Raw genomic sequence first — 20,980 nt, 5'->3', positions numbered from 1 at the left:
GATCAGGTAGACGGCACGCCCCGAGAGGGGGTTGTAGGAGGCAATCGAATGGGTCGGCACAGCAAGAAGCCAAATCCCCGGATCCGTCGTGATTCGGTCATCTCACTCGCCGGTCTACTCCCCATCGGGCTGGTCACCGCCGCCACCGCGACTGGCGCCGCAGCCGAGTTCCCGTCAATCACCAAGAGTCCCGTGTCCGGGTCCCCACAAGCCATCTCCCACCTCTCAGAAGGTGACACCCGAAGCACTGTCGGCGGCACAACCGCCGAATCCGTTTCCGCGCCCGAGAATGTGCCGACTCCGATGGCTCCGGCGCCCGTTCAGGCCACTCCGCCACTGCCGCCCAGCGTCGCCCAGGGTGCGCTCGGCATTCCGGCTGTCAACGTCTCGGCCTACCAGAACGCCGAGCGCATGCTCGCGGTCCAGCAACCCGGCTGCAACATGTATTGGACACTCATCGCCGGAATCGGGCGCGTCGAGTCCACACACGCGTACGACGGCAAGACCGACGAAAACGGCGACATGCTCGTTCCCGTCCTGGGCCCGGTCCTGGACGGTTCCATCGCCGGCAGCAGCGTCATCAGCGACACCGACGGTGGCGCACTCGACGGCGATGCCAACTACGACCGAGCGGTCGGACCGACGCAATTCCTGCCCTCGACGTGGGCTCACTACGCTGCCGACGGCAATGGTGACGGCGTCGCGGATCCGCAGAACCTGTTCGACTCCGCTGTCACCACAGGTAATTACCTGTGCGATGGCGGGTTGGACGTTCGCGATCCGCGTCAAGCAGCCAAGGCCGTGTACCGCTACAACAACTCGTCGGCATATGTAACAAACGTGCTCGCCTGGTCCACCGGGTACGCAAGCGGGATCATCCCCACAGCCTCGGACCTGCCGAGGATCCATTGAGTGCGCATCCCTACCATTGAGGTATGGCAGTTCTGAGCGAATCCGCTGTACGTAGCGCCCTCGCGCGCGTTCAGGATCCCGAAATCCGGAAACCGATCACCGAACTCGGGATGGTCAAGAGCGTCGACATCGCCGACGACGACAGCGTCGACATCGCTATTTACCTGACGACCGCGGGCTGTCCGCTGCGGACCGAGATCACCGACCGCGTCACCAAGGCCGTGGCGGATGTTCCCGGCGCAGGCACCATTCGCGTCGAGCTCGACGTGATGAGCGACGAACAGCGCACTGAGCTTCGGAAGTCGCTGCGCGGCGACTCGACAGAACCCGTGATTCCCTTCGCGCAACCGGGCTCGTTGACCCGCGTATACGCAGTCGCTTCCGGCAAGGGTGGTGTGGGCAAGTCAAGCGTCACCGTCAACGTCGCCGCCGCATTGGCCGCCCGTGGACTGTCGGTCGGCGTGCTCGATGCCGACATATACGGCCACTCCGTTCCCCGCATGCTCGGCACCGACGCCAAGCCCACTCAGGTGGAGCGAATGATCATGCCTCCCGTGGGACACGATGTGAGGTTGATTTCCATCGCGCAGTTCACGCAGGGCAACACGCCGGTGGTCTGGCGCGGACCGATGCTGCACCGAGCACTGCAACAGTTCCTTGCCGATGTCTTCTGGGGCGACCTCGACATCCTTCTGCTCGACCTGCCGCCGGGCACCGGCGATGTCGCGATCTCTGTCGCGCAACTGATCCCCGGCGCCGAGATCCTCGTCGTCACCACCCCGCAGCAAGCAGCGGCCGAGGTGGCCGAGCGCGCAGGTGCCATCGCCCTTCAGACCCGTCAGCGCATCGTCGGCGTCGTGGAGAACATGTCGTGGATGGATCTGCCTGACGGCACCCGGATGGATGTCTTCGGTTCGGGTGGCGGGCAGGACGTAGCCGACCGCCTCACCCGGGCAGTCGGCGCCGAGGTCCCACTGCTCGGCCAGATCCCGCTGGAGAAGGCGGTCCGTGAGGGCGGCGACGACGGACTTCCCATCGTCCTCGGCCATCCGGATTCCCCTGCCGCTACAGCACTCCGCGAGGTCGCGGACAAACTGGCCGTGCGTAAGCGCGGACTGGCCGGAATGTCATTGGGGATCGACACCACCCGCCACCTCTGACCGCGTGGCGTGAGCCACCGCGGGTCACCGGGGGCACCCGCAGCCTCGGACCTATGTGGCGTCTAGGTCGATCGGGGGACGCGCACCTGGCGTCAGCGTCTTGTTCTGCGGGGCGGTGGGGTTGGGAGATTTTGCGCTCACGGCCTTGGTTCCGGCGGTATTCGCGGCCGTGCCGGGCGTCGGCTTGTCGAAGTTGCCGGTCAGAATCGAATCGTCTCCGTCGAGAAGATGCTTCGTGATCACGGAGCGTGGCGACATTCCGCGTAGCTGGTTGAGGTCTGCCAGCGGCTTGCGGAGATCGTCGAATTCCGGGCCGAGTTCGTCCTTGAGTTGCTGGCTTGCGCCAGTCGCATACTCGCGGACCTGCCTCAGTGACTTCGTCACCCAAGTGACCGCACCCGGAAGACGCTCCGGTCCCAAGATGACGAGAGCTGCGACGAAGAGGACCATGAACTCGCCCCAACCAATATTGCCGAACACGTGGTCAGCCTACTTTGCCGGGAGGGGTTGTGCCCAGGAGAATGTGCGATTTGCCTCTCACAACATTGCTTTGTCAGTCCGAGACCGGGGTGACGACAACGTCGACGGTTCTGCCTTCTCGAATCAGTTGAACGGTGACGGGCTCACCGATCTTCTGCAGGTTGACGGCGACGATGAGTTCGTCGGCACTGGTGACCACGCGGTCACCGACCTTGACGATCACGTCGTTCTCCACGATGCCTGCCCGAGCGGCCGGGCTGTCCGCGTGCACGTTGGCCACCTGAGCGCCGCTGGTGGTGTCGTTGACCACAGTTCGAGCATTGACCCCGATTTCCGGATGATGCATCCGCCCATCCCGGATCAGGCTCTGAGCGACGGTCGTGACATCGTCGATGGGGATCGCGAACCCGAGACCAACTGATCCTCCCGATTCGCTGAGCATGGCCGTATTGATGCCGATCACACGCCCCGAATCGTCGACGAGCGCGCCGCCGGAGTTGCCGTGGTTGATGGCGGCGTCCGTCTGAACGGCGTCGATCACGGCGTTCGTGTCGGAACCCTCGCCGGACAGGCGAAGCGGCCGGTTCAGGGCACTGACGATGCCACGGGTGACCGTCTTACTGAGTCCTAGAGGTGATCCGACGGCAACGACATCCTCGCCGACCTGCACGTCGCTGGATTTGCCGAGTTGCGCAACCGTCAGGTTGTTGGCGGAAACCTTGAGTACGGCCAGGTCCGTCTTGGGGTCGCGGCCGACGATTTGTGCGTCGACCTTTGTCCCGTCGGAGAAAATCACCTGAATCTTGCCACCGTCAGGCGCATTGGCCGCAGCCGAGATGACGTGATTGTTCGTGACGATGTAGCCGGCACCGTCGATGACCACACCCGAACCGGTACTCCCTTGATCACCGATCGCCACCTGGATGGACACCACGGACGGCAGAACGGCATCTGCCACCTGCGCGACGGCGGACTCCCCGAGGTCCTCGTCTCCGCCTTGAACGAGGGTGACACTCCGACTGGTGAGCGAACTGCGATCGGCAGTGATCACCGCGGCGAGAAGCCCGCCGACAAGACCGATGGCCAATGCGAATGCGCCCAACACGACGAGTGCCTTCGGCGCGACTTTTCCTCCGAACAGAACTTCACGCGCACTGAGGGCTGCAGCGGCAGGCCGCGGCTTCTCCGCATGCAGTGCGGGAGAGCCGAGTTCCACGCCGGCTTCCGGGTCACGCCAGGGATCGGCCGGCGGTGCCGGCTCTCCGCCATTGGAGTGGGCGGCACCGCCGCCATTGGAGTGGGCGGCACCGCCGCCGCGCGGATCACGCTGAATCGTGTCGGTTTCGCCCTCGGGGCGGCCGAATGCCTCGGCGAGCACGGGATCGGGCGGCGCGATCAGGACCGAAGGTTCCTGCGTACGTCGCTCATCCGGCGGTGAGAACGAACCGGTGACTCCGCTCGGGCGGCCGAATACACGACTCGAGGTTTCCTCTACCTGCGGCCGGTATACGGGTCGAGGGTCGAGCCGGGGAACGCCGTCCGTAGGCAGAGCGCCTGAGGTCTCTGCCGCAGGAGTGTCGGAATCAGCCGTCCCGGGACCCGAAGTCTTGTCATTCGCAGTCACGCTGTCGTGTCCCCCTCGAGTGCGTCGGTCACACGCCTCAGTATCACCGATGAGTCGGTGAGAGCGAATACCGCCGCCCTCGTCCGGATCGCGCTCAACGACGCCGACGGAAAGACCAGAGCCGGCTCGTGAACGAATACTGGCTCGTGACCGGCGCTTCGACAGTGTTGCCGCCGAACGGGGACCTCTCGTCGGAATCACCCGAGTTGCAGTCGGGAATTTGGCTCAGCAGTCCCAGGAGGCCTGAGGGCATGGCGACGTCGCCGCCGCCGCGCAATGCACGACGTGCCTGCTGCTGGGCATCCACCTCGAACGCACACTCTGGGCAGATCGACAGGTGATGGGATGCGCGAAGATACGCGGCCATGCCGAGTTCACCATCGACGTAGGCGGCAATCGCCTCGCTCGCCAAGTGCTCGGTGGAGCCAAACTTGCGAGATGCGTGCCCCTGCGTCATCCGTCCCTCCTGATAGCTACCCGACCCCGACCTGATCGGAGTCAACCCGTCCGTTCGCCGCCAGATGATCGCGCAGAGCCTGCCTGCCGCGGTGGATCCGGCTGCGTACGGTTCCTAGTTTCACACCCAGTGTGGCACCGATCTCCTCATACGACAGACCTTCGATGTCACACAGTACGACTGCGGCGCGAAACTCCGGGGCCAACGAGTCCAGTGCTGCCTGCAGATCCGCGTCGAGGCGGGCGTCGTGGTAGATCTCCTCGGGATTCGGGCCGTCGGACGGAACCCGATCGTAGTCCTCGGGCAACGCTTCCATGCGAATGCGGTTGCGCCGTCGGACCATGTCGAGGAACAGATTGGTGGTAATGCGATGCAACCAGCCCTCGAACGTCCCCGGTTGGTAGTCGGACAGGGAGCGAAAGACCCGGATGAACGTGTCCTGGGTGAGATCCTCGGCATCCTGAGCATCTCCGGACAATCGATAGGCCAGCCGATAGACACGGTCACCGTGTTCGCGAACAAGTTCGTCCCACGACGGCATCGCCGACTCTTCGCCGGTAGCATCGAATATCGCGGTACCCGTCAGCTCGGTGTTCGACACGAGCTGATCGGTGTTGTTCTCGGCTGAAACCATCGTGTGGTTGTTCATACGAATCAGAAGGATCCTTCTACTCAGGACCGCAAATCACAGGACTTTGTGTGTCCGTCAACGCACGGGAACCCGGATTTGTTCCCCGAGTCAGGGAAAACCGTGTCCGTCACCGCTGTCTCCCCGCCAGGCGGTCTGCTGATCTGGCGTGGACCCACTCTGTCCCATTCCGATATGCGTGCCGTGTGAGCAAGCTGAGATACTCCTGAGAATTCCGGCAAAGTGGAAACCGCATTATCGTCGAGCGCGATTATCGTCCAGCGCGCCTCGCGAACGTGATCACGAGACCCGATAGCCTCATGAGCGTGCAGACTAACGCCGAACGGATACTCACCCACGCCGAAGGTGCTGTCGGTGAAGACAAGGCCCTCGGTGCGGCCAGGGAGCGGGCGGACGAGCTCGGCGCCGCGCCGGTACCTCCCGCGGTCGGAGCTGCTCTCGCCTTGTTCGCCCGCATGCTCGACGCCAGGACCGTGGTCGAGATCGGGACCGGCGCCGGCGTGAGCAGCTTGTGGCTGCTGCGCGGTATGCGCGAGGACGGCGTCCTCACCACCATCGACAGCGAACCAGAGCATCATCGGACGGCGAAACAATCGTTCCGGATCAACGACATCGCCCCGGCCCGAACTCGGCTCATCAACGGCCGGGCGCTCGATGTCTTGCCTCGGCTCGCCGACGAAGCGTACGACCTCGTCTTCGCCGACGGCATGCCCGCCGACCACCCGCACTACGTGCGCGAAGGAGTGAGACTGCTGCGCCCTGGTGGCGTCATCGTCCTCCACAACGCGCTGCACGGCGGTCGCGTGGTGGATCCGAGCATGCGGGATGCCACGACAGTCGCAGTCCGAGAGGCCGCCAAGGCTCTAGCTGGGAACGAACAGCTGATTCGTGTATTCCTGCCGATCGGCGACGGTTTGCTCTGCGCGTCCAAGCTCTGAGCGGGCGACGACGTTCGGAGAACTAGATCCACACACCCTTGCCGATGGCGACCACACCACCGGTGCTGATGGCGAAGCGTTGCTTGTCACGCTCCAGATCGACGCCGATGATCTCACCGTCGCCGACGACCACGTTCTTGTCGAGAATTGCGCGGCGCACCACCGCGCCCTTGCCAATCCGAACGCCCGGCATGAGGACGCTGCCCTCGACGGTCGCGCCATCGTCGACCATGACATTGGAACTGAGCACCGAGTTGCGGACGGTCGCCGCGGAAAGGATGCACCCCGAACCGACCACCGATTCCTGAGCGAGTCCGCCCTTCACGAACTTGGCGGGCGCCAGGTTCTCGGTTGCACCGCGGATCGGCCAACGACGGTTGTACAGGTTGAAGACCGGGTGGACCGAGACGAGGTCCATGTGGGCATCGTAGAACGCGTCGATCGTTCCAACATCGCGCCAGTACCCACGGTCGCGATCGGTGGCACCGGGGACCACGTTGTCCTTGAAGTCGTATACCGACGCGACCCCCGCCTCGACGAGCGCAGGAATTATGTCGCCGCCCATATCGTGGTCGGAGTCCGAGTTCTCGGAGTCGGCCCTGATCGCATCGACGAGCACCTTGGTGGTGAACACGTAGTTACCCATTGACGCAAACGTCGCATTCGGGTCATCCGGGGTGCCCGGCGGATGGGCCGGCTTCTCGAGGAACTGGACGATACGGCCCGACTCGTCGGCGTCGATGCACCCGAACGCGAACGCCTCGCTGCGCGGTACGCGAATGCCCGCCACCGTCACTCCGGCACCCGAATCGATGTGGTGCTGAACCATTTGCTCAGGGTCCATCCGGTACACGTGGTCGGCACCGAACACGACGATGTACTCGGGATCCTCGTCATAGACGAGATTCAGCGACTGAAGGATCGCGTCCGCGCTGCCGGTGTACCAGCGCGGTCCGAGTCGTTGCTGCGCAGGGACGGGGGTGATGTACTCCCCGGCGAACCCCGACAGGCGCCAAGTCTGAGAAATGTGGCGGTCCAACGAGTGCGACTTGTACTGGGTCAGAACGCACAGGCGGAGATACCCCGCATTGACCAAATTGCTGAGCACGAAATCGATCAACCGGTAAGCGCCTCCGAAGGGCACCGCGGGCTTCGCTCTGTCCGCCGTCAGCGGATAGAGCCGTTTGCCCTCGCCTCCGGCGAGCACGATTCCGAGCACATGTGGCTGGCTCCTCACAGTGTCAACTTATCCGGCGACCACTCCCCTCGCCACAGTGCGCACCGAGTCGGTGCCAATCCGCAGCCCCACGCGGTTTCGCGAACGGTGCCGTGAAACAGCCCTAGCGGTAACGTTGGGCGAGTGCGGGTGGCAATGATGACCAAGGAGTATCCACCGGAAATCTACGGTGGTGCGGGTGTGCACGTCACCGAACTGGTTGCGCAGTTGAAGCAACTCTGCGAAGTGGACGTGCACTGCATGGGTGTTCCGCGCACCGATGCGGCGGTACACGAACCGGATCCCGCGCTTGCAAGTGCCAATCCAGCACTGACGACGCTTTCCGCCGAATTACGCATGGCCGACGCAGCAGTCGGCGCCGACGTGGTGCACTCCCACACCTGGTACTCCGGCTTGGCCGGTCACCTGGCTGCCGCGCTCTACGACGTGCCCCACGTACTCACCGCACATTCCCTCGAACCGCGCAGACCCTGGAAAGCCGAACAACTCGGGGGCGGCTACCGCATCTCGTCATGGTCGGAACGCAACGCGATGGAACACGCCGACGCTGTGATCGCAGTGAGCGAGGGAATGCGACTCGATGTCCTCGATGCGTATCCGTTCATCGATCCGTGCAGAGTTCACGTGGTGCACAACGGAATCGACACATCTGTCTGGCACCCTGGGGCCGCCACCTCGGAGCAGTCCGCCCTGGCGAGGATCGGCGTCGATCCAGACAGACCGGTCGTTGCGTTCGTCGGGCGCATTACCCGGCAAAAGGGCGTCGGCCACCTGATAGCCGCCGCACACCACTTCTCGACCGACATCCAGTTGGTCCTGTGCGCGGGCGCCCCCGATACTCCCGAGATCGCCGCCGAGACCGAGAGTGCGGTCGCCGCTCTCGCCACACATCGCGGCAACGTCTTCTGGGTCCGAGAAATGCTACCTACCGAGCAAGTCCGAGAACTCCTTTCCGCTGCAACCGTTTTCGTTTGCCCGTCGGTATACGAACCGCTTGGTATCGTAAACCTCGAAGCCATGGCTTGCGAAACCGCAGTCGTGGCGTCGGACGTAGGCGGCATCCCCGAGGTGGTACAGGATGGCGTCACGGGCCGTCTGGTGCACTACGACCCCTACGAACCCGAGGCATTCGAACTCGCCCTCGCCGAGGCGGTCAACGAAATCACCTCCGACGCCGCGGGTGCCACAACCATGGGCGAAGCCGGGCGCGGGCGGGCGGTCACAGACTTCTCCTGGCCGGCAATCGCGCAGCAAACCATCGACGTCTACCAGGCCGCGCTGTCTCGGCGGTGAGGGCGCTCTCCGAGCCGACTACAGCCGGGTGTAGGTGGACACGGTAACCGAAGCCGTTACCGGGTACCGTTGCGGCAACGCCGAGATCGACTCGGCTAGACGGTCCGGGCTCAGATGCCGCGCGGATGGCCCCATCCCAACCAGGTGCTCCACGTCCGAGTGCGACAACGACATCGGATACTCCACCGTTGCATGGCCGGTGCGGTCGAATCGACCGGACATCGCTGCCCCGAGCCGCTCGACCTTCCGGTCGTCTACGCGGATCATGCCGAGCAGTTCCACCAACTCACCCAGGTGTCGATCCGTAGGGGTGAGCACCACCAAAGTGCCATCCTCGGACAGCATGCGATGCGCCTCGTCTGCGTTGCGCGGCGCGAATATACACACAACATGGCTGAGTACCCGGTCACGTACCGGCAGACGCTGCCACGCATCCGCCACCACCGCTCCCACACGAGGATGGGCCCGGGCAACGCGACGAGCCGCGTACTTCGACACGTCGAGACCGATTCCACGACCTGCCGGTACGGCATCGAGCACCCTCGCCAGGTAGTGGCCCGTGCCCGCACCGATCTCCATGATCCGAGGATCTTCGAACGGCCCCGTGTTCGACAACACGGCGTCTGCCACAGCGTCCATCAAGGGGTCGAAGCTGCCGCCGCCGAGGAAGTCCGCACGTGCCGCGATCATTTGGGGGCTGTCGCCGGCGAACTTGCCGCCTGCCCCGGTCATCAAACTCACGTATCCCTGGCGCGCGACATCGAAGCTGTGTCCGGCATCGCAAATGACCGCACCCTCGTCCAGTTCCAGACTGGCCTGACAGTGAGGGCACGCCAGCAGGTCGACCACGTCGCACAGCACGAACGTTCACCTCTCGGCTGAACAAGAGACAGGCCCCGTCGCCGCTGTCGGCGCGGGGCCTGTCCCACGAGGTTTCAGTACGTGACTAACCGGTGACACCCTTGAGCTCTTCACCGAGTGCAGCAGCTTCCTCTGGGGTGAGTTCGACAACCAGACGTCCACCACCCTCGAGGGGAACCCGCATGACGATTCCTCGTCCCTCTTTGGTTGCTTCGAGGGGACCGTCCCCGGTCCGGGGCTTCATGGCCGCCATCCTCTGCTCCCTCCAGATCTGCGCTGCTAGTTGCGCCTCGACAAATGTTGACACCCCGCCGAAAGCAGCGAGGCTTGTGATGTCCATTCTTCCCTATGAACCGGACTACCGGTAACCTGAGTCACGAATAGCCAGGTCCACGGCGATTCAGCGAAAGGTCGGCACCCAGCAGTCGGCCACATGGTCGTCGACCATCCCGGTCGCCTGCATGAGCGCGTAAGCAGTGGTCGGCCCAACGAACTTGAAGCCCCGTCGCTTCAACTCCTTCGCCATCGCGACGGACTCCTCGGTCACGGCAGGCACATCGTCAATGGTCTCGAGCCTGCGCGTGCGCGGCGGCGGAGCAAACGACCACAGAAGGGTGTCGAGGTCGGTATCCGACAACTCGAGAACCGCCCGCGCGTTACTCACCGTGGCCTCGATCTTCGCCCGGTTCCGCACGATCGACGTGTCTTCGAGCAGTCGCTCCACGTCCGCATCCGTGTACCTCGCGACGATCTGCGGGTCGAAACCGGCGAACGCGGCACGGAACGCGGCGCGCTTGCGCAGGATCGTGATCCACGACAGCCCGGACTGGAACGCCTCGAGGCACAGGCGTTCGTACAACTCGTCACGACCGTGCAGGGGGCGACCCCACTCGTCGTCGTGGTAGTCGCGGTACAGGCTGGAGCCGTCGGTGTCTACGGCCCACCCGCACCGCACGCGACCCTCGAGCCCAGTCACGGCGCGCTGTCCGGACCGTCGGAACGGTCGGCAATTGCCGCCAACTGCTCACGCAGCGAATCGATTTCGTGGCCAAGCCGCGACAACGCCCAGTCGACCTCGCTTGCCTTGTATCCCCGCAAAGTCTGCTGGAATCGCAATGCCTCGACGTCGGCACCGGTGACGCCCTCGGCAGGCAGAACCGTGATCGTGGTGCCCGGCGGGAGCGGCTCGAGCTCCTCGGATCGACCGAACACCGCACTGGCGACGAGAAACAGCATCGCACCGACCAACGCCATGACGAACAGATAGAGAAGAACTGTCACCATTCCCCGATCCTGTCACGAGCATCCGACACGGCGTCGGCGCACGGCGCTCACACTCCGATCGTGGTCAACGGCGCACCGTGTCCAGCACCGTATTCATCGGGGGGCGGTCGGCCAAGACAACTTCGGTCGTCATCGGCACGAAGGAGTCGCCGTCCACCGAGAACTGCGTCAGACCCGCGCCGGAGTCCGGTACGCCACAGCGGCGCATCATCGTGCCGATGATCTGCCTGCTCATCACCCCGAGTTCGGACAGCGGACGGTTGCGGTGCTTTCGCACCCCGAGGTTGACCTGGGCGATCGCGCCGAGCCCCAATCGGTGGTACGTGTCGAGCAGCAGTCCGATCTCGACGCCGTAGCCGGGAGCGAAGGGGATCGATGACAACAACTCCCGCGTACCCGCGTACTCGCCGCCCAGAGGCTGCAGCACGCTGGTCAACTCTGGTCGCAAAGATGCCAGCATCGGGCGTGCCACCAGCTCGGTGACACGTCCACCACCGTTTGCGTCCTCGGTGCTGCCCAATCGGAGCGGACGGCGGTAGTAGCCCTTCACGAGGTGGATACCGTCGGCGGTCAGCAGCGGTCCGAGAAGCTTGGGGACGAACCCCGGATCAGGGTTGATCAAATCCGCATCGACGAAGACGATCAGATCGCCGGTACACGCGGCGACGGATCGCCACAACACCTCTCCTTTGCCCACTACCGGCGGGAACGTGGGCACCGCCTGTTCCCTGCTGATCACGGTCGCACCGGCCGCTCGCGCGCGTTCAGCCGTCAGATCCGTCGAACCTGAGTCGAGCACGATCAACTCGTCGACCAGGCCCCCGAGTAAGGGATGAATGGTGGCTACCACCCCCGCGACTGTGTCCTCCTCGTCGAGTGCGGGAAGAACAACCGACACCGTCCGACCTGCCTTCGCACGCTCGAGCTCGGCGATGCTCCAGGAAGGCTGATCCCAGCTGTTCACCGTCGCCCAGGTGAGAGGAGTTCGCTCGTCAGCCAACATCGTGTGACCCGCTTGCGCTTGCGTACCGGTCATGCCAGGCCCCGCACGGTACGCACCGGGGGTCGTCGGCCCTGAATCGCGGCCACCATGTCGACAACCCGGCGCGTAGGGCCGACCTCGTGCACCCGGAAGATGCGAGCGCCTCCGGCGGCAGCCATAGCCGTCGCTGCCAATGTGCCCTCCAACCGCTCGGCGAGTTCTACACCCAGAGTCTCCCCGACGAAATCTTTGTTACTCAGTGCCATGAGCACCGGCCATCCCGTATTCACAAGATCTTCCACTCGACGCAACAATTCGAGCCCGTGATAAGTGTTCTTCCCGAAGTCATGGGTCGGATCGATCAGGATCGAGTCGACGGGCACTCCCAAGCGGGCCGCATTCTCGGCCGCTGACACTACGTCCCGCACCACTGCCGCCACGACGTCGGGGTAGTTCACCCGAAACGGACGAGTCCGTGGGGCCGCTCCCCCGGTGTGCGAGCAAACGATGCCCGCACCCGTTTCGGCGGCCACCTCTACCAGCGCCGGGTCGGCACCCGCCCACGTGTCGTTGATCAAGTCAGCGCCCTCGGCTCGCGCCAGCCGGGCCACGTCGCTGCGCCACGTATCGACGCTGATGAGCATCTCCGGGTACCGGTCACGAATCGCGGCCACGAACGGCACGACCCGCCGGGTCTCTTCGGCCGAATCGACGATGTCACCGGGTCCTGCCTTCACACCCCCGATGTCGACTAGATCCGCCCCTTCATCCACCGCTTGCTCGACCGCCGCCATCGCGGCGGAGTCGGTGAACGTGGCACCGCGGTCGTAGAACGAATCGGGTGTGCGATTCACGATGGCCATGACGAGTGCCCGATCGACCGCCACAGGTCGCCCGCAGAGCGTGGACGACGGGCAGTCGAGTCCGGGCGGTGCATGTCTCTCGGCCATGCCCCAATATTGGCACGCAGCCGGTCCCCCGATTCCTCGGCCACCGCCCGGCCCCGCTTCACCCCCTGGGGAGCGACCCCGTCACTACCTCGTCGACATAGCCTTCGTAAGACTGCCGGTAGCCTTCACTACCTCCTGACAACACATACAACGTCTCGCTGTCCGCGATGTCGTACCCTTCCCTGCGCAGTTCCACTTTGCGACTCTTGAATGTCGACGTGCGTTCCAACGCGGCGACGATGCGGACGAACAGCGGAACCGCGTACGACGGCAGCCGGCGAGACAGGAGCGCCGCCACGTCGGCGCCGTCGAACGTCTCGTTCTCGTCCAGCACCACTGCGGCCATCCCAGCGCGACCGTCGGCCCCTGGAATCTCGACTCCGTAGACGACGGCATCCTCGATCGCGGGATGTTCGAGAAGGGCACCCTCGACCTCTGTCGTCGCGACGTTCTCCCCCTTCCAACGGAAAGTGTCACCGAGCCTGTCGACGAACGCGACATGCATGAATCCCTGGCGGCGAACCAGATCTCCGGTGTCGAACCAGCAGTCGCCGTCCTCGAAGGCGTCGTGAACGAGCTTCTTGTCGGTAGCATTTGCGTCGGTGTATCCGTCGAACGGAGCCCGGTCGGTGACCTTCGCCAGCAGCAACCCGACCTCGCCGGTCCCCACCTTCCGAAGCCTGCCATCGGAGTGCCGCCTGGGAGCCCCCTCCTCCTCGTCGTACTCGACAACGGCGTGTGGCAACGGGCAGAGCCCCGCTGTCTTGTCCACGTTGAGGGCATTGACGAATGCGATGTTGCACTCGCTGGCACCATAGAACTCGACCACCCGCGAGATCCCGAATCGGCTGGAAAACTCCGACCAGATCTCCGGACGGAGCCCATTGCCGACCATCAGCCGGACCGAATTCCGACGGTCGTCGGGGCTCTCCGGCTGGTTCAGCAGGTAGCGGCACAATTCACCGATGTAGGTGAATGCCGTCGCCTGGTTCAGTTCCACGTCCGCCCAGAACTTGGACGCCGAGAACTGCCTGCCCAGCGCGAACGTCGCACCGGCCCCCAGCACCGCTGACAGCGACACCGTCAGTGCGTTGTTGTGATAGAGCGGCAGGCAGCAGTAGAGGGCGTCGCGGGACCGCAGCCGGACGCCCATCCCGCCGATCCCGGACATACTCTTGAGCCACCGGTAGTGACTCATCCGGCTGGCCTTGGGTAGTCCTGTGGTACCGGAAGTGAAGATGTAGAACGCACTCTCGCGCGCCTGGATCTGCTCGCACACCTCGGGGTTGTCGATCCGGGCCGTCTCGGCGAGTCCATCGAGGTCGCCGTAGTACATCACCGAGGACGTGTCGGGCGGAGCACCGAGCGAGTCCATCGCCTCACCGCACTCCTCGGACACCACGAGCATCTTACCGTTGAGCAACGAAATGCTGTGTGCGAGTACGGCACCGCGCTGGTTGTGATTCAGCATGCCTGCGGTGGCGCCGAGTTTGACCACGGCCAACGCGATGAGCAGAGTCTCCGGTGAGTTCTTGCCCAGAACCCCGACGACGTCCCCCCGCGTCACTCCGCGCTCCGCGAGGACGTGGGCATAGCGATTTACACGAATGTTCGCTGCCCTGTAACTCAGCGACTTGCCCTCGAACCTCAAGAACGTACGTCGCGGATGCGCGGCAGCAGCCTTCTGGAATACCAGCCCGATCGACTCCTTCGCTTCGGGAGTCCGGATCAATCCTCGGACCCCTTTCGCCATGCTCGGCAACTCCGGGATCACGGCGGGCAAACGCGTGGCGAGATCGATCAGGCTGACCGTCGAACGGGATTCGGAACGCATATCATCCCCCTCAGGACCGTTGTGTGGGTCAGCTCACGGTACTGCATGTTTGTTTTCGTCTGTCCCGAACCATGCCCCAAGTCTCAGAGCGCGCAGGCGTCGAGTGCGGACCCCACGTCTGTCCGGACGAGCAACCTGTCGAGTGCTCGCTGCGACACGAACCGCTGCTCCCGGAGTTCGTCGAGCCAGTTCAGCAGACCGTTGTAGTGCCCCCGTGGATCGAGGAGGACGACGGGCTTTTCGTGTATCCCGAGATACCCCGCGGTCCACGTCTCGAAGATTTCTTCGAGGGTGCCGAGGCCGCCGGGAAGCGCGACGAAGGCGTCGCTCCTGTCGTCCATGATCTGCTCACGCTCGCGCAGGGTGTCCGTGACCACCAGCTCGTCGGCTTCGACGTCGGCGAGTTCCAAGTGCACCAGAACCTTCGGGATGACGCCGATAGTCCGTGCACCCGCCGCGCGACCGGCCCGGGCCACTGCACCCATCATCGAGATGTTCCCGCCCCCGGAGACCAGTTGCCAACCGCGCTTGCCTATTTCGGCGCCCACCTGGCCGGCGAGTTCCAGGAACCACTCGTCGACCGGCCCGGACGCACAGAAGACACACACCGAAAATGGTTGCTGCGATACATTTTCCGGATTCACCACTTGTCCTCCGTACCCATCAGTATTGCTTCGTCGACACCTTGCTGGGATTTGACGACGATTTGCACAGCTTCCTCTACGTCGTCCGTGACGTGCAGTAGATCGACATCCTCCCGCGAGATCTTGCCGCTGCGCTCGAGAGTGCCACGAATCCAGTCGACGAGCGGGGACCAGAATTCCGCACCAATCAGGATGATCGGAAACCGGGTGACCTTACGCGTCTGCACCAGACACAAGGCCTCGAACAACTCGTCGAGGGTCCCGAACCCGCCTGGCAGACATATGAAGGCCTGTGAGTACTTCACGAACATTGTCTTGCGAGCGAAGAAGTATCGAAAGTTGATGCCTAGATCAACCCACTCGTTGAGCCCCTCCTCGAATGGCAATTCGATGCCCAGGCCGATGGAGTACCCCCCAGATTCGCTGGCACCGCGGTTGGCGGCCTCCATGACACCTGCGCCGCCCCCGGTGATGACGGCATACCCGGCCTCGACAAGCCTCGCACCCAGCGCTCTGCCGGTTTCATAGTCCGGGTGGTCGAACTGCGTGCGGGCCGAACCGAAAACTGCAACCGCTCGCGGGACCTCGGCGAGCGTACCGAAACCCTCGATGAACTCGCTCTGGATCCGCAAGACACGCCACGGGTCGGTGTGCACCCAGTCGGCCGAATCACGCTCGTTGAGCAACCGCCGGTCGGTGGTGGTTCCCTCGTCTTTGCGGGCACGCCTCAATTGCACCGGTCCCCGGTGCTTGACGGCTGACGGCTTCCCGACGCCAGGGTACTTCTCGGGTGCCACGCCCCCAGGCTATCGGGTGCGCGCGGTCAGGTAGGAACAGTCAGGTAGGAGCGCAGAACCGTCGTCACGTCGGTAATTTGCTGGACGGGGACGTGCTCGTCGCGCTTGTGAGCCAGATTCGGGTCACCGGGGCCGTAGTTGACGGCCGCGATCCCCAGAGCCGAGAACCGCGAGACATCCGTCCACCCGTACTTTGCCCGGAACTGTCCGCCCGCTGCTTCGATCAGTGCGGCGGCAGCGGGATCACTCAATCCGGGCATTGCACCCGGCGAAATGTCCGTCACCTCGAAACCCAATTCGAGTCCGGCGAAGACCCCCTTGACGTGATCGACTGCCTGCTCAGCAGTGCGGTCGGGAGCAAACCGGAAATTGACATCCATCTGAGCCGCATCCGGAACGACGTTTCCCGCGACACCACCGGCGACCCGGACGGCAGACAACCCTTCCCGGTACACGCAGCCGTCTATGTCAACCGAGCGCGCGGTGTACTCCGACAGTCGCTGCAGGACCGGAGCGAATCGATGGATGGCGTTGTCGCCCAGCCAGGACCTCGCGGAATGCGCGCGTGTGCCTCGAGCGGTCAAGGTGACACGTAAGGTTCCCTGACATCCGGCCTCGATGAAGCCGCCTGTCGGCTCCCCCAGGATCGCGACATCCGCCTCGAGCCACTCGGGAATCTCGCGTTCTATTCTTCCGAGCCCGTTGTGAGCGGCTTCGATCTCCTCACAGTCGTAGAACACCAGTGTCAGGTCGCGCGAAGGGTTCTCGACGGTAGCCGCGAGATGCAGGAACACCGCATCGCCCGATTTCATGTCGACGGTCCCGCACCCGTGGAGTAGGTCACCCTCGCGGCGGGAGGGCACGTTGTCGGCGATCGGTACGGTGTCGAGGTGCCCGGCCAGCATTACCCGGCCCGGCATTCCCCGGTTGGTACGGGCGAGCACGGCGTTGCCGTTGCGGATGATCTCGAATCCGGTGGTCTGCTCCCGCAACGCCGACTCGACGGCGTCGGCGATACTCGATTCGTCGCGTGAGACGCTCGGGATGTCCACCAGTGCGGCTGTGAGGTCCACGGGGTCGGCCCGCAGGTCGAGGTCACTCACCGGCGTGATCCGATCCGACCAGAAGGTTGCTGTCAGCCACCCCTGGCATCCGACCTACGAGAACTGATCGACCGAACTGTGGAATTCCCATCCGCACAACCCTTTCCCAGCGTGTCTGAAGTGCCGACCCCTACCATCACACTCTGCCTCATCCACCCGGGCCTCGAATCGATTCGCGCATCGACGACGACCGCCGGAAAACGGCTGTTACCTGGACACAGTAGCCTGTGTTGCCGTGAGTACACAGGGAGCATCCGCAGTAGGCATCGCCAATGTGACCGTCGGTGGCACGGTCCTCGACAGTTGGTTCCCGGCGCCGGAGTTGGGCAGCTTCGACGTCGCCGGCACCGTCCGGATCGAGGGTGGTGACATCCCCTCGGATCTGGCACTGCTCGCCGGCCCCGATGAGGCTCGTGAGGTGGACCAGGTCGCCGTTCGCACCACCATCGCCGACCTGTCCGAGCCTCCGGTCGATGTCCATGACGCCTACCTGCGTCTACATCTGCTTTCGCACCGACTCGTGAAACCGCACTCCATCAACCTCGACGGACTTTTCGGACTATTGCCCAACGTGGTGTGGACCAACTTCGGGCCGTGCGCGGTCGAAGACTTCGAAAGAGTACGTTCCCGACTCCGTATTCGCGGGGCGGTTACGGTGCTCAGCGTCGACAAGTTCCCCCGGATGGTCGACTACGTCGTGCCGTCCGGCGTTCGTATCGCCGACGCAGACCGTGTGCGCCTCGGCGCCCACCTGGCGAGCGGCACCACGGTGATGCACGAGGGCTTCGTCAACTTCAACGCGGGCACGCTCGGCAAGTCCATGGTCGAGGGCCGGATCTCCGCGGGCGTTGTCGTAGACGACGGATCCGACGTAGGCGGCGGCGCCTCCATCATGGGCACACTTTCCGGCGGCGGTAAGGAGACGATCTCCATAGGCAAGCGTTGCCTCCTCGGCGCCAATTCCGGCCTGGGCATCTCGCTGGGCGACGACTGCGTTCTCGAAGCCGGTCTATACGTGACAGCGGGAACCAAAGTCACCGGGCCGGACGGCACCGTCGTCAAAGCCAAAGAACTCAATGGACAGTCGAATTTGCTCTTGCGCCGCAACTCCGTATCGGGCACAGTCGAAGTCGTTCCAACGAAGGGCACCGGAGTGAAACTCAACGCAGTCCTACACGCGAACGACTGATCGTATGGACACCGCACCTGATCGCGCTGCACAAGAGTCAGAGATCACTACCAAGTCGTCCGACAGACTGGGTAGCGGACTGAAGGTCCGGCATCTCACGATGATGGGCCTCGGGTCCGCTATCGGTGCAGGGCTGTTCCTCGGATCGGGTGTCGGTATCGCGACCGCGGGTCCTGCAATCCTCATCTCCTATGTCATGGCAGGCATCATCGTCGTCTTCGTGATGCGAATGCTCGGCGAGATGGGGGCAGCCGTTCCGGCCAGTGGATCCTTCTCGCACTATGCCCGCATCGGCATCGGAGACTGGGCCGGCTTCGTCATGGGCTGGCTGTACTGGTTCTTGCTGATCATGGTGCTCGGCGCCGAGATCACCGGCGCCTCGGCCATCGTGACCGGGTGGCTACCCGACGTACCGCAGTGGACCGTCGCGCTCGTCTTCGTGGTCTTCTTCGCCGTGATCAACCTGGCGAAGGTCAGCAATTTCGGTGAGTTCGAATTCTGGTTCGCCGCAATCAAGGTCGCCGTCATCGTCGGGTTCCTGGTGATCGGCATCCTGCTGGTGTTCGGGCTGCTCCCGGATACCGAGCCCGTCGGCACGACGAATCTTCTCGGCAACGGTGGGTTCATTCCGGAAGGATTCGCCGGCATCGCCGCTGGACTGCTTGTGGTGGCGTTCGCATTCGGCGGCATCGAGATCGTGACCATCGCGGCCGCGGAGTCCAAGGATCCCGAGCGCTCTATCGGAATTGCTGTGCGCAGCGTCGTGTGGCGTATCAGCGTGTTCTACATCGGCTCGATCTTGATCATGGTCCTCGTCCTCCCCTGGAACTCCGCGGACCTGGCGAGTGGGCCGTTCGTCGCCGTCCTCAACCAGGCACACCTGCCGTACGTGGCCGGGTTCATGGAGCTGGTCGTCGTGATCGCTCTGCTGTCGGCGTTCAACGCGCAGGTCTACGGCACGTCCCGGATGGCGTACTCGCTGTCGCGCCGGGGCGACGGCCCGGCATTCATGACCTATATCTCGAAGGCCGGGGTACCGCTCTACGCCGTGCTGCTGTCGGTATTCTTCGGTTTGGTCAGCGTGTTTCTCAATTGGTGGCTGCCCGATCAGCTTCTCACGATCCTTCTGAACGCCGTCGGCTCCGCACTTCTGTTCATTTGGGTGTTCATCATCGTCTCGCACCTGCGGCTTCGTCCTCGCCTCGAGCGCGAGGGGAAACTGTACTTGCGAATGTGGCTGTTCCCTTGGCTCAGCTACTTGACGCTCGCCATGCTCGGCGGTTTCGTCGTGCTCATGCTCACCGACTCCGATGCCCGAGCGCAGCTGTTCTCCACGACGGTCCTATTCCTCATCATTTGCGCATTGGGTTTCCTGAACAGGCGGTTCCGCCGCTCCCCCGCAACGGTGTGACCTTCTCGGGCGAGCTCGGACTCTCGGCGGTACCGGATTCTCACCGACCCGGGTCCGCTTCCGGCGGGAGTGGTTTGCGGGCCGCGCGAGCAAGCACCTGCGGTCCGGTGACCAATGCCTTCTTCCACGGTGCAACGCCCTCGATCTCGATTTGGATCGACAGGCTCAGCACGGTGCGGATCAGCACGATCAAACCCAGTACAGCCGCATCCGTCAGAGACGGTGTCGACGTGACCGTCTTGACGATGTCGGCCGCCACGAGTAGTTCCAGGCCGAGCAGGATCGCTCCCCCGAGAGACTCACGCAAAGTCTTGAATGCCCGACCACCATCATTTGTGCGCCTCCAGGCGCGCCCAGCCAGGAAGAACGCGAACACGAACCCGAGAACCATCGCCAGAACACCGAGCACTTCGAAGGACTGTGTCGCCACCTCGAAGAATTTGTGTGTATCCATGATGAGAGTTCGTGTCGGGGACAATTCTGGAGTACGGATCACCTCGCCCGTGAGGTGTCAGCCTGATTGGTGCAATTCCTGACGACGGACGACCAGGATGTAGACGCTGATCACCAACACCCACGCTGGAAACACCAGGGTGACCCACAGGCTGAGACTCACGACCAGCAGCAACGTCAATGCGAGCACATACGTCGTCACCGCGAGCCACCGGGGCATCAGACCTGTACGGAGCCAGATCGTTCCCAACGAGATCATGAAGACCCCGGCCATGCGTACCGCGTAGACATTGTTGATCTGCAGCATCACCTCACGTCCGAAGTGCACGATGCCGTCCTGAGGAATGCTCGAGTGCCGTCCGACGGCCAAGACGCCGCCTGCGACTGCCATCGAGACGAAAACGCAGGCCAGGAACAGCAGTCCGCTGCCGAGGAACACTGTCGAGAAGAATCGGTCCTCTAGCTCCCCGAACCGATCGCGAACAACACCGATGAACCACAGGAACGCTATACCCGCGAAGGGAGCCACCACCAGTGCGGCGCTGATTCTCGACTCGCTGCGTCCCACCCAAGTCGGCTCCACAAGGGGGTCTGCGGGTAGAGCAGTGCGCAGCAAAACCAGGCTGGTCGCGAACAGTAAAGCGAAGAGAATGCCCGCGACCGCTGCGGACCGAGGGGTCGTCAACTGGCGAAACTGCCTCTCTCCCGCGTCACCGACCATC

Annotated in this window: 23 protein-coding genes; 6 read left to right on the top strand and 17 right to left on the bottom strand. The window is 63.7% G+C overall.

Annotated elements, in window-relative coordinates; translation table 11 throughout:
- Window positions 1–48: 48 nt before the first annotated feature.
- Window positions 49–912, top strand: coding sequence for a lytic murein transglycosylase (locus AB0I57_RS03615; RefSeq protein WP_358329940.1), 864 nt, complete (start codon window positions 49–51; stop codon window positions 910–912).
- Window positions 913–935: 23 nt separating this feature from the next.
- On the top strand, window positions 936–2,072 hold the full coding sequence (locus AB0I57_RS03610) for an Mrp/NBP35 family ATP-binding protein (RefSeq protein WP_358329937.1): 1,137 nt from the start codon (window positions 936–938) through the stop codon (window positions 2,070–2,072).
- Between the two features lie 51 nt (window positions 2,073–2,123).
- On the opposite strand, the gene tatB is transcribed toward AB0I57_RS03610, so the two are convergent.
- From tatB to sigE, 4 genes are all read right to left on the bottom strand, one after another.
- Window positions 2,124–2,552, bottom strand: a complete 429-nt coding sequence (tatB, locus tag AB0I57_RS03605; RefSeq protein ID WP_358329933.1) for a Sec-independent protein translocase protein TatB — start codon at window positions 2,550–2,552, stop codon at window positions 2,124–2,126.
- A gap of 73 nt (window positions 2,553–2,625) precedes the next feature.
- Window positions 2,626–4,101: a trypsin-like peptidase domain-containing protein gene (locus tag AB0I57_RS03600; protein ID WP_358333110.1), complete on the bottom strand. Its 1,476-nt coding sequence runs from the start codon at window positions 4,099–4,101 to the stop codon at window positions 2,626–2,628.
- Window positions 4,102–4,270: 169 nt separating this feature from the next.
- Window positions 4,271–4,633: a zf-HC2 domain-containing protein gene (locus tag AB0I57_RS03595; RefSeq protein ID WP_358329930.1), complete on the bottom strand. Its 363-nt coding sequence runs from the start codon at window positions 4,631–4,633 to the stop codon at window positions 4,271–4,273.
- A gap of 16 nt (window positions 4,634–4,649) precedes the next feature.
- The gene (gene sigE, locus AB0I57_RS03590) at window positions 4,650–5,282 is read right to left on the bottom strand and encodes an RNA polymerase sigma factor SigE (RefSeq protein WP_358329927.1); all 633 of its coding nucleotides are present in this window, start codon (window positions 5,280–5,282) and stop codon (window positions 4,650–4,652) included.
- Between the two features lie 299 nt (window positions 5,283–5,581).
- On the opposite strand from sigE, the gene AB0I57_RS03585 reads away from it, so the two are divergent.
- Window positions 5,582–6,220 (top strand): O-methyltransferase, encoded by a 639-nt coding sequence (locus AB0I57_RS03585; protein ID WP_358329924.1) that lies wholly within the window; start codon window positions 5,582–5,584, stop codon window positions 6,218–6,220.
- A 22-nt stretch (window positions 6,221–6,242) separates the two neighbouring features.
- Here the strand turns inward: AB0I57_RS03585 and glgC are convergent, their stop codons facing one another.
- Window positions 6,243–7,457 carry a glucose-1-phosphate adenylyltransferase gene (glgC, locus tag AB0I57_RS03580; protein ID WP_358329921.1) on the bottom strand — a complete coding sequence of 405 codons (1,215 nt, stop codon included), beginning with the start codon at window positions 7,455–7,457 and terminating at the stop codon, window positions 6,243–6,245.
- A 123-nt stretch (window positions 7,458–7,580) separates the two neighbouring features.
- Between glgC and glgA the strand changes: the two genes are divergently transcribed.
- On the top strand, window positions 7,581–8,750 hold the full coding sequence (glgA, locus tag AB0I57_RS03575; protein WP_358329918.1) for a glycogen synthase: 1,170 nt from the start codon (window positions 7,581–7,583) through the stop codon (window positions 8,748–8,750).
- A gap of 18 nt (window positions 8,751–8,768) precedes the next feature.
- Here glgA and AB0I57_RS03570 read toward each other — a convergent pair whose 3' ends face one another.
- From AB0I57_RS03570 to dapE, 10 genes are all read right to left on the bottom strand, one after another.
- Window positions 8,769–9,611 carry a putative RNA methyltransferase gene (locus AB0I57_RS03570; protein ID WP_358329915.1) on the bottom strand — a complete coding sequence of 281 codons (843 nt, stop codon included), beginning with the start codon at window positions 9,609–9,611 and terminating at the stop codon, window positions 8,769–8,771.
- A gap of 85 nt (window positions 9,612–9,696) precedes the next feature.
- Window positions 9,697–9,864 (bottom strand): DUF3117 domain-containing protein, encoded by a 168-nt coding sequence (locus tag AB0I57_RS03565; protein ID WP_358333107.1) that lies wholly within the window; start codon window positions 9,862–9,864, stop codon window positions 9,697–9,699.
- A 147-nt stretch (window positions 9,865–10,011) separates the two neighbouring features.
- Window positions 10,012–10,587 (bottom strand): DNA-3-methyladenine glycosylase I, encoded by a 576-nt coding sequence (locus tag AB0I57_RS03560; RefSeq protein ID WP_358329912.1) that lies wholly within the window; start codon window positions 10,585–10,587, stop codon window positions 10,012–10,014.
- Window positions 10,584–10,895, bottom strand: a complete 312-nt coding sequence (locus tag AB0I57_RS03555; protein ID WP_358329909.1) for a DivIVA domain-containing protein — start codon at window positions 10,893–10,895, stop codon at window positions 10,584–10,586. The genes AB0I57_RS03560 and AB0I57_RS03555 overlap by 4 nt, the downstream gene beginning before the upstream one ends.
- 64 nt (window positions 10,896–10,959) lie before the next feature.
- Window positions 10,960–11,898 (bottom strand): glucosyl-3-phosphoglycerate synthase, encoded by a 939-nt coding sequence (locus AB0I57_RS03550; RefSeq protein WP_358333104.1) that lies wholly within the window; start codon window positions 11,896–11,898, stop codon window positions 10,960–10,962.
- Between the two features lie 29 nt (window positions 11,899–11,927).
- Window positions 11,928–12,827, bottom strand: a complete 900-nt coding sequence (gene folP / locus AB0I57_RS03545; RefSeq protein ID WP_358329907.1) for a dihydropteroate synthase — start codon at window positions 12,825–12,827, stop codon at window positions 11,928–11,930.
- A 58-nt stretch (window positions 12,828–12,885) separates the two neighbouring features.
- Window positions 12,886–14,661: a long-chain-acyl-CoA synthetase gene (locus AB0I57_RS03540; protein WP_358329904.1), complete on the bottom strand. Its 1,776-nt coding sequence runs from the start codon at window positions 14,659–14,661 to the stop codon at window positions 12,886–12,888.
- An 83-nt stretch (window positions 14,662–14,744) separates the two neighbouring features.
- Window positions 14,745–15,308 carry a TIGR00730 family Rossman fold protein gene (locus AB0I57_RS03535; RefSeq protein ID WP_358329901.1) on the bottom strand — a complete coding sequence of 188 codons (564 nt, stop codon included), beginning with the start codon at window positions 15,306–15,308 and terminating at the stop codon, window positions 14,745–14,747.
- Entirely contained in the window at window positions 15,302–16,102 is an 801-nt protein-coding gene (locus AB0I57_RS03530) for a TIGR00730 family Rossman fold protein (RefSeq protein WP_358329898.1), read from the bottom strand. Before AB0I57_RS03530 ends, AB0I57_RS03535 begins: the two co-directional genes overlap by 7 nt.
- 26 nt (window positions 16,103–16,128) lie before the next feature.
- Window positions 16,129–17,205: a succinyl-diaminopimelate desuccinylase gene (dapE, locus tag AB0I57_RS03525; protein WP_358329895.1), complete on the bottom strand. Its 1,077-nt coding sequence runs from the start codon at window positions 17,203–17,205 to the stop codon at window positions 16,129–16,131.
- Window positions 17,206–17,440: 235 nt separating this feature from the next.
- On the opposite strand from dapE, the gene dapD reads away from it, so the two are divergent.
- The gene (gene dapD, locus AB0I57_RS03520) at window positions 17,441–18,394 is read left to right on the top strand and encodes a 2,3,4,5-tetrahydropyridine-2,6-dicarboxylate N-succinyltransferase (RefSeq protein ID WP_358329892.1); all 954 of its coding nucleotides are present in this window, start codon (window positions 17,441–17,443) and stop codon (window positions 18,392–18,394) included.
- Between the two features lie 100 nt (window positions 18,395–18,494).
- A complete protein-coding gene (locus AB0I57_RS03515) occupies window positions 18,495–19,805 on the top strand; it encodes an amino acid permease (protein WP_358333102.1) in 1,311 nt (436 codons plus the stop codon).
- Window positions 19,806–19,845: 40 nt separating this feature from the next.
- On the opposite strand, the gene AB0I57_RS03510 is transcribed toward AB0I57_RS03515, so the two are convergent.
- Together AB0I57_RS03510 and AB0I57_RS03505 are read right to left on the bottom strand one after the other, a co-directional pair.
- On the bottom strand, window positions 19,846–20,259 hold the full coding sequence (locus AB0I57_RS03510; RefSeq protein WP_358329889.1) for a DUF1622 domain-containing protein: 414 nt from the start codon (window positions 20,257–20,259) through the stop codon (window positions 19,846–19,848).
- Between the two features lie 57 nt (window positions 20,260–20,316).
- A complete protein-coding gene (locus AB0I57_RS03505; protein ID WP_358329886.1) occupies window positions 20,317–20,979 on the bottom strand; it encodes a hypothetical protein in 663 nt (220 codons plus the stop codon).
- Between the last annotated feature and the right edge of the window lies 1 nt (window position 20,980).

It is taken from the genome of Rhodococcus sp. NPDC049939 (genome assembly GCF_040656415.1).
Lineage (GTDB): Bacteria > Actinomycetota > Actinomycetes > Mycobacteriales > Mycobacteriaceae > Rhodococcus_F.
This window is presented reverse-complemented; position numbering and strand designations above follow the sequence as displayed.